The organism is Anaerorudis cellulosivorans (assembly GCF_025943985.1).
In the GTDB taxonomy this organism is placed as follows: domain Bacteria; phylum Bacteroidota; class Bacteroidia; order Bacteroidales; family Dysgonomonadaceae; genus Anaerorudis; species Anaerorudis cellulosivorans.
On the sequence record NZ_JAPCWE010000002.1, the window covers coordinates 1 to 13,755 of the forward strand.

General features: G+C 38.0%; 7 protein-coding genes. All 7 read right to left on the reverse strand.

What is annotated here, in order from left to right; translation table 11 throughout:
* Positions 1 to 373: 373 nt before the first annotated feature.
* A complete protein-coding gene (locus OLM34_RS00905; RefSeq protein WP_264404580.1) occupies positions 374 to 1,528 on the reverse strand; it encodes an MFS transporter in 1,155 nt (384 codons plus the stop codon).
* A 25-nt stretch (positions 1,529 to 1,553) separates the two neighbouring features.
* Positions 1,554 to 2,411 carry a carbohydrate kinase family protein gene (locus OLM34_RS00910; RefSeq protein WP_264404581.1) on the reverse strand — a complete coding sequence of 286 codons (858 nt, stop codon included), beginning with the start codon at positions 2,409 to 2,411 and terminating at the stop codon, positions 1,554 to 1,556.
* A gap of 9 nt (positions 2,412 to 2,420) precedes the next feature.
* Positions 2,421 to 3,995 carry a glycoside hydrolase family 32 protein gene (locus OLM34_RS00915; protein ID WP_264404582.1) on the reverse strand — a complete coding sequence of 525 codons (1,575 nt, stop codon included), beginning with the start codon at positions 3,993 to 3,995 and terminating at the stop codon, positions 2,421 to 2,423.
* A 56-nt stretch (positions 3,996 to 4,051) separates the two neighbouring features.
* Positions 4,052 to 5,644 carry a DUF4980 domain-containing protein gene (locus OLM34_RS00920; protein ID WP_413777176.1) on the reverse strand — a complete coding sequence of 531 codons (1,593 nt, stop codon included), beginning with the start codon at positions 5,642 to 5,644 and terminating at the stop codon, positions 4,052 to 4,054.
* Between the two features lie 157 nt (positions 5,645 to 5,801).
* Complete coding sequence (locus tag OLM34_RS00925; RefSeq protein WP_264404585.1) at positions 5,802 to 7,532, reverse strand: RagB/SusD family nutrient uptake outer membrane protein; 1,731 nt, start codon at positions 7,530 to 7,532, stop codon at positions 5,802 to 5,804.
* A 21-nt stretch (positions 7,533 to 7,553) separates the two neighbouring features.
* Entirely contained in the window at positions 7,554 to 10,694 is a 3,141-nt protein-coding gene (locus OLM34_RS00930) for a SusC/RagA family TonB-linked outer membrane protein (RefSeq protein WP_264404586.1), read from the reverse strand.
* A gap of 167 nt (positions 10,695 to 10,861) precedes the next feature.
* Positions 10,862 to 13,600, reverse strand: coding sequence for a substrate-binding domain-containing protein (locus OLM34_RS00935; RefSeq protein WP_264404588.1), 2,739 nt, complete (start codon positions 13,598 to 13,600; stop codon positions 10,862 to 10,864).
* Positions 13,601 to 13,755 lie beyond the last annotated feature (155 nt).

The window sequence follows — 13,755 nt, forward strand, 5'->3', positions numbered from 1 at the left end:
TTCCTTCACATAGAATCGAATTAAAAGGAGATAGTTTAAGAAAAAAAAGATAACTTTGCCAAATTGATAGTTCAGCCAGTGGGTGGGTATCACCGGAATCACTGGGTGGATATCACCGGAATATCAACTTTACGCATCTTTATTTCCTACAAATTATACAATTTCCACACCTTTCCCACCCCGTATACCGAAATTTCTGCATCCTAAATATCCCAAGTATCCCGAGTATCCTGATTCGCCATAAATCCTGCAAATCCTACCCAGTTTATTATGCCTGCAAAATCCTTTCACGGTTTATATTAATAAATTTAAAGGAGCAATTATATAGGCCTGTCACCAAATGATCATTCTCAATCACATGTCGTAAAGCAGATTAAGGAGTATCTTTTTTAAGCTTGGGAGACAAAAAAACAAGGTAAGACACACAGACAGTAAGAATAATAACTGCTCCGGTTTGACTGTTCAAAACATCCGATGCCACGCCCATGAGTAGAGGAAAAACCGCTCCACCTGCCAACCCCATTATCATCAAACCGGATATTTCGTTATTCCTCTCCGGCAAGTGTAGTAATGCCTGCGAAAACATGATGGAAAATATATTCGAATTCCCGTAACCTATCAGGGCTACAAAAAGGAAAATAGCAGCGGAAGAATAACCAAAATAAAGGCCAATTACCGCTATAACTATAAGAGCAACACTGATATGGAAAAATTTTCTTGCGGAATAGTGCGCGAGGATAAAAGACCCACTCAACGCCCCGATTGTACGCAACAAAAAATAAATGCTGGTTGCATAACCTGCTTGAGACAACGGCATGTTAACCCTTTCAATAAGCAATTTCGGGGCAGTCGTATTTATTCCCACATCAATTCCCACATGTACCATTATTCCCAGAAACAACATCAGGATGTACGGATCTTTCAATAGAGCAAAACAGTCTCCAAATGTTGACCGGTGCTCTACCGGTTTTTCGGCAATTTTTGTAAAAGACAACGTCAGGGCAGCAACAATAGCAATAATTGAAAAAATAGGATACAATATTTTCCAGTCACCAAAACGAATAGCTGCCCATCCGGCAATAATCGGAGCTAAAAAGGATGCAATTGCCTTTACAAATTGGCCGAAGGTAAGGGTACTTGCCAATTTATTTCCGCTAACTATATTTGATACCAAAGGATTCAGGGAAACCTGCATGAGCGTGTTGCCAATTCCCAATAATGAAAAAGCGATGAGCATGACGAAAAAACTGTAACTTACTAATGGAACCATTAACGCAACAATCGTTACGATAAGACTGAGGATAACCGTTTTGCGACGTCCTATCTTGTTCATCAGTATCCCTGTTGGAACAGAAAATACGAGAAACCACAAAAACACCATAAATGGCATTAAGTTTGCCAACGTGTCGTTTAATCCAAAATCATTCTTAACATAATTCGTGGCGATTCCTACAAGATCTACAAAACCCATTGAAAAAAAAGCCAGCATCACCGGGATAAGTTGAGAAAGCGAATGTTTATTTTTCATTTTTATGATTCATTAAAAGTTTATTTTATCGTGTAACCCATGCACCGGGTCGGGTGCAAACGAAAGCCGATCTGTCCGCCGCTAGTTGGTGCGCTTCATGCATGGATTTTCCGTGAAGAATGGCAGTAATGAAAACACCGGTGAAAGCATCGCCTGCTCCAACCGTATCCACGACTTCCACTTTCGGGGTTTTTATAAAGGAGGAATCTTCCGGAGCCAAAATAAGGCTATACTCGTCTCCCGCGGTCAATATCAGGAATTTCAAATTGAATTGTTCCACGAACCAACGGCAAGCATTTTCATCCGACAAATGATCAAGAGAAAAAAGCCGTTTCAACAGTTTCAGCTCTTCTTCGTTCATTTTCAAAACATTGCTTTTTTCGAGTGAAGAAGCTATTATTTCTTCGGAATAATAATGTTGACGTATATTGATATCGAAAATCCGAAATGCATGAGGCGGCGTAAGCGAAAGAAATGTTTGAATGGTATTTCGCGATTCTTCAGAACGTTGGGCAAGCGTTCCGAAACACACGGCATCGGCTTTGCCGGCAATTTCTTTCATCGGTTCCGTTAATGGTATATGATCCCATGCCACATTTTCGATAATGGTATAAGACGGAATACCATCCTTAAGCTCCACCAGAACTCTGCCGGTTGGGTAATCAACACGTTCTGCAATGGCATTTATGCCTGCCTGACCGACTTCTTTCAGAATTTCGTCGCCCAACGGATCATTCCCGACGGCCGTAATGGCATAGCTTTCGGCGCCAACTTGGGAAGCATGATATACAAAATTGATGGGAGCTCCTCCCGCTTTTTTGCCGGAAGGCAAGATATCCCAAAGCAGTTCGCCAATACCGATAATAACAGGTTTTTTATTCATATTATTCATTTATTTATTCCAAATCGAATTTAATTCATTGACGGTACCCCCAATCATTTCTATACGTCCGTTTTCGGCAAACAATTCGATCTCGTCAAAAATATCCGAAGGAAACACCAAATCGGTAATAACTGCTTTGCCATCAGCCGCAAACAGCTCTACCGAGGAAACATCGATAATCATGCGCCAGGTTATCTCGGGCTCACGAACAATATACGGAGCAAAATGCAGGGAAGGAAATGAAGAAGAAAAATTTTCGCCTGTCGCACGGGTTCTGTCTGCATAAAAACACCTGTCGATGTTGTCATATCCAACAGTGTAATATTCCCCTTTGGAATTTTTTAGGGTGATGCCGTATTTATTCGGAAAACCCATTTTTGTCTTATTTGCCAAATTAAAAGTTAACGTGATTTCCATTGGAGCTTTTGCAAAAGGAATCTTGTCCGAAATAGATTGTGTGCCCGAAATCATCATTTTTTTTAAATTCACTTTCTTCCCATATAATTTTTCAATTTCCTGTACAGGATCAGATGTCAGCAAATATCGGTTCCCCTCTTTTTCAAGGCCCAATTCGCGCGGAAAAGTCGCCGCACCTCTCCACCCTTCAGTGGGAACTTCATTGGCATACTGCCAATTATTCATCCATCCGATCAAAATTCTCCTATCGTCGGAAGCATTGTTCCATGTCACGCCGGCATAATTGTCTTTTCCATAGTCCATCCATAATGTCACCTCCTGATCGGTTTCGAAACATCGCCCGTCGAATTCGCCTACGAAATATTGCGTGCCGGAACCTCCTGCAGGAGCACCCGGATTAACGTTCACGATCAATACCCATTTCGTTTCATCCGTATTCCTTACCTTTAAAAGAAAAAGATCGGGACATTCCCACACACCTTCATGAGAGCCTTTCCCTTCTCCGAATTCGCCGCTGTAAGTCCAATCGATGCAGTTCGGTGAAGTATAAAATTGAATGACTTGGCCGGCAGCGATACTCATAACCCATTTTTGGGTTTCTTCATGCCATATCACTTTCGGATCGCGAAAATCGGGGATTCCCGGATTTTTTATCACCGGATTATGCACGTATTTTGTCCATGAACGACCATTATCCGTGCTGTAAGCAATGGCTTGCGATTGGGTTTCGTTTCTGCGTCCTTCTTCGGCGGCAACAGGATCGTGATACGTAAAAAAAGCGATGAGCGGAGGATTGTACTCACTCCCAAAACCTGATGTATTCCTTAAGTCAACCACGGCACTCCCCGAAAAAATGTATCCCAAACTGTCGGGATAAAGAGCTATAGGCAAATGTTCCCAATGCACAAGATCCCTGCTTACGGCATGTCCCCAATGCATAGGACCCCAAAAAGGTTTCTCGGGATAATGTTGATAAAAAAGATGATATTCCCCATTGTGATAAACCAATCCGTTTGGATCGTTCATCCAATTTTTCGCAGGTGAAAAATGTACCTGCGGACGGTGTTTCTCTTGAAAAGGCATATCCCCCTCTTCTTTTGGCCGACTGTTTTTGCATCCTGAAAATAGGAATGCGATGAAAATCAGAAAAAAATAATATACTTTCATATTCTTAATGCTTATTACCGATTTAATTTTTCAAAACAATATGTCTGTCAATTTTATTATTCCCAAATAGATTTCATTTCATATGCTTCCAGGGAATGAATCTTAATGTCTCCTTCCAGTTGAAGTCCGTCATTTTTTGTTGATTTATTTAATGCTTCCGATATGAAAAGTTTTCCCTTGTCGATATAACATTCAATCGATGTTTTGTCAATAAGCAGCTCGATGTTGAAGCGAAAAATTCCGGGATAAATGCAAGTATACGGAGCTCCATTAAAGCGATTAAAATTTCCATCGTAGTGTATGACGGGATTCCCTTTAAAGAGAATTTTCAGATCCAAACCGTGCTCTATTTCCACATCCATTATTACATGAAGCAGCTCATTATCAATTCCTTTTAATTTTTTATTGGCTTCTTCACAAGTAAGATCTTTCCACGTATACCTTTTATCGTGTAGTTTCGCTATTTCACTTATGGGTTCACAAAACAATCTTATACCTTCCCTGGTGGTTCTGAGTGTCAATTCGGTTGGAAATAACATCATCTGATTAAATGGCATCCCGGGTTGTTCAATACGTCCCCAACTCATTTGAATTCTTCTTTCATCAGGAAGGTTGTTAAATGTTTGAGCTGCGTATTGGCTACCCCATGAATAAAAATATTTGCCTTGTTCGGGAGTGAAAACTTCACCATCAAAATCACCCGTCATATAAGTTCCCGATGCCCCATACATTACCCATTTTTTATTGTTTTCGTTTCCATCAACAGGCAATTCAAACAGTTCGGGACATTCAAAAAAACCCTTTATTTTGCTTTTATATTCCCATTTTTTTAAATCTTTCGAGTTGTATATGGCAAAATAATTATCTTCATACAATACCATTACCCAAACGCCGGATGATTTATGCCAAAATACTTTTGGGTCCCTGTCAGGGCCGAGAATGGGATTGCCGGCATATTTACTGAAAGTCCGTCCTTTGTCAGTACTATAAGCAAGATTTTGCGTCATATTTTTCCCTGCTGCCGTATAAAATGCAACCATGGTGTTCTTTCCCCATCCTCCCGTATTTTTCTCATCGATAACAGCAGAACCTGAAAACATTGTTCCCATCTTATCAGGATAAAGAGCAGGATTCAACTCTTCCCAGTGTAAAAGGTCTTTGCTTACGGCATGTCCCCAGTGCATATTACCCCATTGGGTTTCGTAAGGGTTGTGTTGGTAAAACAAATGATACTCCCCATCAAGATAGAGCAAGCCGTTAGGATCATTGTTCCATCCTCTTCGGGTTGTAAAGTGAAACTGAGGACGATTTGTTTCCCTGTATAGACTGTCTTCCCCCTCAATTTTATTGGATTGATAAATCTGATCAATACCTTTGACTTGATCACTGAATGTCAATTTCAATTTCTCACCTGTCCATTTGGATAAATCCGCAAAAACCCAGTAGTCAATCTTATCATCTGCTATACGGATTTCTCCGTACGTCAATGTATCTTCCCCTAATACGAATTGAACTCTCTGTCTTTCTTGCTTCATCTCGATGGGAATATTGAGGTACTTGTTTTCAATGAGAAATTCTTTTTCAATTCGTTGACCAAGTACTTTCGATGAAAATAATATAGTTAAAACGATAGCAAAACGGTATTTCATGAGTGTCTTCGTAATTAAATAATTAAAGATATGCACAATTCCCTGTTTATTTTGTATGGCCGGCAACATTCGAGCCTTCGAACTAAAGTTAAATGCTGCCGGCATACACAAATTTCGATTAAAGATACTTGAAAATTTCCAAGTTCGATACTGAAAATCAATATCCCGGATTTTGTTTATAGATCCCTTTTACGTAGCTGATTTGTTGTTGTGGAATCGGAAAGTATTCGTCTCGTCCTTTCGTGAATTTTGCATCCTTCAAATAGGTATAGCGTGTTTTTTCGACTTCAAAATATTCGTTCATGAATTCTTCGGCAAGTCCCCATCTTACCAAGTCGAAAAACCATTTGCCTTCCGTGGAAAATTCTAAATGACGCTCCCATTGTAAAGCTTTGAATGCGAAATCTTTATTCCACGCAGGACAATTTATTCCCGGTTTGTAAGGTTCTACACTGAAATTACCGGTAGGAGAGCCATCTGAAAATTTCAATCTTCCCGTACTGTTAGCGGCTCGTTCACGTATTTTATTGATTAGAGTCAATGCCTCATCCAAACCTGTTCCAAGTTGGATCAATGCTTCAGCCCTCCATAACATCACTTCATCCAATCGCAGCACATCCCAATTTAAGGCGGCACCCATAAAAGGATTAGTTTTCCTGAAACATGGACAATCCGGCAAAACGATTAATTTTTGGCTCATCGTATATCCGTAAACTTCCGGCTGACGTACCCAGCTTTTTTCCATTATGAAATCGGGATCATATTTCCAAGGTAAGCCGGGAACACACGCGGTATGCAATAAACGTGGGTCACTTGGAGTTGCAACAATTGCATCCTTATTGTCGAGCCTGATTCCGGAATTGAAGTTATCAAAATCGGGTACACCGTTAACCGTTTTGTAACGATTCATCATATTGGTCGAGGGTTGCAAAAAACCGCAACAACCATATTCCGGATTCATTGGGCAAACAAGCCATGAATTGAGACGCCCTGTGGGTGAACCATCATTATTGGCCGAATATTGTATTGCCCAAACGGATTCCTGCCCATTTTCATATTCACAAAGGAAGTTTTGTGCGAAATCGGGGAATAAACTTTTGCCCGAATAATCGATAATGTCTTTACATAAATTCGCCACCTCTGTAAGTTTTTCCTTATTGATGTTTATTACATTGTGATTCTCATCCTGTTCATAAGCCGAAAAAAGTAAAGCTTTGGCTAGATAAGCTTCTGCAGCATATTTGGTAGGACGTCCCACTTCCTCTTGTTTTTCAGGAAGATTTTCAACACCATATCTGAAATCGTCTATGAGTTTTTGCCACAGTTCTTCATTGCTCAATTCATCATTGCTTATTTTGTCATATTCTTCTTCAGGAGTATTTTCATCGATATAAGGAAAATAATTGAAGCACAATTTCATATACATATAGATATGTCCGCGCAAAAAACGTAATTCGGCAATCCGTTGTTTTTTCAGGGGAAATTCTTCTTCACTTAAATTCTGTACCCTTCTTAATGCATCGTGAACTCTTCCAACCGCCACATAATGAACCCACCACAGATTATCAAGCTCGCCGGTTGTTGTGGGTTCCATATAGGTAAATGTTTCCCATAAATTTTGTTCTGCAAGATCATTTGTTCCTGCTCCTCCCTTGTAAGCTTCTCCTCCTCTGCACGAACCTTCGGCATAAGGCATTCCCATTTGTTTATTGAAATTATTTTGTCCGCAGAACGAATATGCGGCGATTATCATTTGCTCGACTTTGTCAGGAGCATTTAACTCGTCCGATGCTACTATTCCTTGAGGATTTTGGTCGAGCATGGATTCACAAGAAAAGAAGAAAATTAAAGCAAGACCAAGAGTGAGTTTTATTATTTTTATTTTCATATTTATTCTTTTTTTTAATTATCAGAAAGTTATGTTTAAGCCCATTGTCATTGAAAAGGGTAAGGGATAGGTGTTCCCGGGTGTTTCGGGATCAAGACCGGTATAAGCATCATCACCCCGGGTTTTCTTTATCGTTAAAACATTATCCGCTCTCAGAAATATTCTGCTGTGTTGAATTTTTAACAAATTTGTCAGATTACCGGGCAGTGTATATCCTAATTCCATATTTTTAATTTTCATGAAAGATCCACTTTCCACAAAGTAGGTTGAAAAACGGCCCTCGTCATTATAGTTGTTAACGGAAAGAGCGGGTATTGTAGATTTGTTGTTTTTCGGGGTCCAGGCATTCAAAAGCCTTGTTCCATAATTTTCGCCAACCGTGCCCAAGAAATAAAAATCGGTCCAACTTTTCCATCCGGAAACGTTTAGGTCTTTACCTAAAATACCGTTGAGAAATAAGCTGAAGTCAAAATTATTCCATTCAAGACCCATTGTTACGCCGAATTCGAAATCGGGATTTTCATCGCCTATCCATGTGCGATCTTTGCTGTCTATTGTCTTGTCCCCATTTAAATCTTTATAACGGATTCGGCCTGGTGCTGCTCCAATTTGTGTAGCATGTTGATCAACTTCTTCCTGCGATTGAAAAAGACCATCGGCGACATACCCATATAATGAGTATCTTGAACGACCCAGTATATTATCTTCCATGCCATTTCCGGGAAAGTTGTTTATTACTTGTTCGGGAACTTTTACAATCGTATTTTGGTTATGCGACAGGATCCCGCCTATATTGAAATGTACATCTTTAATCTTTTGATTATAATCGAGATTGATTTCAAAACCTTTATTGTCGACATCTGCTCCGTTTAACCACATCCCTGCACCTTCGCCTAATGTTGCAACATAACCGGGTTTCATTAAAATATCTCGCGTATATTTTAAATAATAATCAAATGAACCGGTAAGTCTTGAATCAAGAATTACAAAATCTAATCCGAAATTGTGTTGCGAAGTACTTTCCCATTTCAAATTCGGATTCCCCCTTTGAATACGTCTGAAACCAGCCGGTAAAGTTCCTGCTTGACCGGTGATGTCGTAAGCCGTTCCCCAGTTCCAGTCCCAAACATTATTGCTGTCATAGAGATATTCGTACATCTGAAAATGTGCATAATTATCAATTTGAGAGTTGCCGTTTTGTCCCCAACCATATCGAAGTTTAAGCTGTGAAAAACCTGATAAAAATTTTTCCAAGAACTTTTCGCTGCTTAAAACCCATCCTACAGAGAAAGCCGGAAAGGTTGCCCATCGTTTATTTTCGCCGAATACGGATGAAGCATCGCGGCGTAAAGTAAAAGAGGCCAAGTATCGGTTGTCGTAATTGTAATTCATTTTTCCGAACCATGAAATCATCCTGTTCATGGCAGCACCTCCACCGTTGTCTTTTTCTTGTTCACCTGCATTCAGATACATATAGTCGGTTGTTTCTAATGCAAAGATTCTTCTGCTTGCCCAGATATCATTATAATCATTTGAAATGGTTTCTTGACCTCCCATTATATCAAAATTGTTTTTCCCTATGTTAAATACATATTGCAGAACGTTGCTGTTATTCCAACTAAAAGTATAATTTGCCCAATTTGTAACCTTATTTTTATCCTCGCTTAAAAATCCCGATTTATACCTTAAATCCATGTTTCTTCGCCAATAGCCTACCAAATCCAATCCGAAATTGGAATTAAATGTAAGGCCTTTCATCAATTTGATATTTAAGAAAGCATTACCAAACAATCGTAAATGATCGTCATGATTTTGGCGATTATCTTCGATCAAACGAACCGGATTCTGACGGTCACTCATGCCTCCTATGGGTCCTCCCCATCCCCCATCTTCTGTATGTACAGGAACTATGGACATGATTGATCTACATGCGCCCAATATACCGTCTCCGATATTCGGCATGCTTCTCCACTGAGATACTGTAAAGTTTTCTCCGATTTTAACTCGATTGTCCAACCAAGAATAGTCCGAATTAATCCGTGCATTTATCCGTCTGAATAAATCCTCCTTGACCGTTCCTTTATTATCATAATAATCAAGAGCAAAAAGAGCATTTCCTCTATCAGATCCTGAAGAAAGTGTAACGTTATATTGCTGAATATAACCTGTTCTCAATACTTCTTTTTGCCAATCCGTATCGGCTGATCTCATCGTTTTCGTTTCCGGATCAAGCCATTCGCGCCAGCTGACGTCATCCAAAACAAAGTACCCCTCTTCATCTTTATGATATTTGTATTGATATAATTGAGCAATCCCGACTTCGTTAGGATCTGCATTCGGATTATCGTTAACAATTGCCCAGAATTGTGCGATGCCGCGTTGTTTTGTATTCATCAGGTCATAGGGCTTTGCGCTGCTGACTAACGTATGGGAAGTATTGAAATCTACCGTCAATTTCCCTCTTTTACCTTTCCGAGTGGTAATGATAATAACACCGTTTGCAGCCCGCGCGCCATATATCGAAGCGGATGAAGCATCTTTTAATACTTGAATCGATTCGATATCCATAGAAGCCAATTCGGACATAGACCGCGTTGTAGGTGTACCATCAATAATGTATAATGGATCATTATTGTTTAGGGTTCCCTCTCCGCGTATCCTAACTGTACTCCAGGGATCAGGAGAACCCGAGAGATTAATTCGCATACCCGGAACTTTTCCTTGAAGCGCCCTCATCGAATTTCCTGTTGGACTCGACTTTAATTGATCAACTTTGACTACTGCAACTGCACCCGTCAAATCGGCTTTCCTTTGTGTTGTATAACCTGTAACAACAACTTCAGATAACGCCAGCGAACTTTCTTTCATTATGATTATTTCAGGAATACTATTTGCCTTAAATTCAAGATTATCATAGCCTACATAACTAATTTGAACTGTGCTTCCGGGATTTACATTTAATGTAAAATTTCCATTATAATCCGAAATCGTTCCGTTATTGGTACCTTTTTCAAGAATTGTTGCACCGATAATAGGTTCATTATTCTCATCCACAATCATTCCTTTAATCATCACAGTTTGTTGCTGAGCATAAATTAATTGCCCCAAACCGAGTAGCATAAAAAAAATTATGCACCATTTAATTTTTTGAATTTTATCCATATTAAAATATTTATTGGTTTAGATTTTCGAATGCGATATTATATTTAATAGGATAACTAGACGATAAAAAAAGTAACAAATGCGATAAATCTTGTAAAATACAAGAATAAAAATCTTTTCTATATCAATAAAGATACAGAAATGTTGCAAAATTAAAAGAATCCCTATTACTTGTCTTTGATATATTCAGAAGGTGTTACATTGAAAGCGTCTTTAAAACATTTAGAAAAATAAGCAGGTGAGGAAAACCCTGTTTCATAAGCAACTTCACTGATTGAAAAATGACTACTTTCTAATAATTCAACTGCTTTTGCTAATCTAAAAATTCGTAAATAATCTATTGGATTTAAACCAGTGATTTCTTTTACTTTTCGTTGGAGGTGTACTCGAGAAACTCCTAATTCTTTACTTATTTTTTCAATAGATATAGCCGGATCGTTAAATTTGGAGGCTATTAACGATGCGAATTTTTGTATGAAAATCTTATCGGCCGTTTCTATTTCGATGGTTGGATCAACAATTGGTATTTTGCCGACTTTTATATCTTGCATGAATTTATTTTGCAATTGCTTTCGGTTTTCGAGCAATTTAATAATTTTGATTTTTACATAATCGATATTAAATGGTTTTGGAATATAATCGTCTGCCCCTTCTGCAATCCCAAAAATGCGTTGATTTTCTTCAGTTAAAGCTGTTAATAAAATAACAGGTATATAGGATAATTCAGGTGTTGATTTTATTGTTTTACACAGCGTAAATCCATTTGTTTCCGGCATCAGTACATCACTAAGAACGAGCGAAATCTCATCGTTCTTGTTGAGGATATTTAATGCTTCCGATCCGTTGGTCGCGGTAACAATTTTAAGATTATCAGAAAGTTCAGAGGAAAGATATTCCATTATATCAGGATCATCTTCAACAATCAGTATAGTATAATTATATTTTTTGTTGAGAATTTCATCTACAGAGGACGAGTTCGACGTAATTATGTCGGCAACTTCATAAATATTATTTGAGGCAATATCAGCATAATTTTCTTGAACAATGGGTAATTGCACCGTAAATGTTGTTGACATTTCCGGTACACTTTCCACGGTGATTTTCCCTCCATGCATTTTTACAAATTCTTGAGCCAAGTGCAATCCGATTCCTGTTCCCTTATTGTTGTTATTTTTTGTAGTATAAAAACGTTCAAAAATCAGGGACTGTTTGTCTTTTTCTATTCCGCATCCGTTATCGGTTATCGAAATAGATATCGTATTGTTATTTTTACTTAGGTTGATGGAAATAACACCCCCTTCTTTCGTAAATTTAAAGGCATTCGACAAAAGATTTACCAGAACTTTATCGATTTTATCCGGATCTAATAACACATACTCAGATGTAGTATTTGAAGTGAACGAATAAGTAATATTTTTCTTTTCAGCTAAATCGTCGAAAAGGTTTTTTGCCGAAGTTGTTAGAGCTACTATGTCGGTATTTTTTGTATCGAGGGTGCTCGTGTTGCTTTCGATTTTCTTGAAATCAAGAAGCTGATTTATCAGACAAATTAGTCTGTCTGTGTTTCTTTTCATTTTTAGTAAATCATCATGTAAAGGAGAGCTAGAGGTGTTTTTTATCCATTTTTCCAAGGGGCTTACAATTAATGTTAGAGGAGTCCTTATTTCATGAGATATATTCATAAAAAAACGTACTTTTTGATTTGTTACTTCTTGTATCATTTCATTTAGTTGAATAAGCTCATGTTTTTGCTTTTCGGTTTCTTCATTTTTCAGTTTTAATTGAGCATTGCTTTTCTCAATTTTTTTGTTGATAAAAAAGATATAAATGGTAAAAGCAATAATGATACTCATTAAAACAAGAATGATAAATAAGGAATGCCGTAGACCGCTAAACCTATTTAAAATAACCTCCATGCTTTTACGCTGTTGTTCAATCTTATTTTGATAATTAATCAGTTGGTTGGATTGAAGCAATAAAGTTTTAGCTGTATGTTTGTCGATTAAAGCTGTATCTAAGATGTATTTTTTATCAACCGGTTTCCCCTTTAAAATTTTCATAGCTATCCTGATTGCCAAATCTCCGCCTGTGGGATATAAAAATGAAGCATCTAATCTTCCATCAGAGACAGCCTCTAGTCCGGCATCTTTCCCGAATGCTCCGTCAACACCCAATATCTTAATATTCGATATAAGAGTGGAATCTATTTCTATTATAGCCTCTCTTACTCCTAAAGCCATTACGTCATTATGAGCATAGACAAGATCTATATTATTTATATTTATCGAATTAAAAAATTTCCTTGCTTCCGTATGAGCTATTTCTTTTCTCCATTTACCTTCTATCGACAAAAGAGTAAAGTTCTTATTTTTATCTAATCCATCCATAAATCCTTTGTGACGTTCTTGAGCCGGAGAGGTAGATTTAGTACCCCAAACTTCGAGTATAGTTGCTTCTTTTGGTAATAAAGAACTTGCATAAGTTCCCGCCATTTTCCCTATTTCATAACTATCTCCTCCTATGTATGTAGTATATTCATCGGAGTTTATTTTCCTATCCAAAATAATTGTAGGAATTCCTGCCTTATAAGCTTCGACGGCAATGGGTGTTATCTCGTCAGATTCGTTTGGAGAAATTATTAATACATCAACTTTTTTTCGTATCAATTCTTTTATTTGATCGATTTGTTTTTGATTGTTTTCTTCTGCATCTCGCACAATTATTTCCAAATTCTCATAATTAGATGCTTCTATATTCATTTCTATCATCATCGCTTGTCTCCAAACGTCATCCATCATACACTGAGAAAATCCTATAGTATATTTTTCATTTTGGTGTTTTTTATCGCATGATTCTGTGAAAAATAATGTAAAGAGAAATAATAAAATTAATGGTACCTTTTGCATGGTTTGAGGCTATTTAGTCAATTCCTTAAAAGTCTATTTTTGGGCAGAGAAGTTATAAAAGTTTTGTTGAAAGAGCAACCGAAAAATCAGCAAAAAAACTTCTTCGCTTTTCCCCGGCGTTCCCTTCAAATTCCTTACAGTAGCAGTCAGTATGC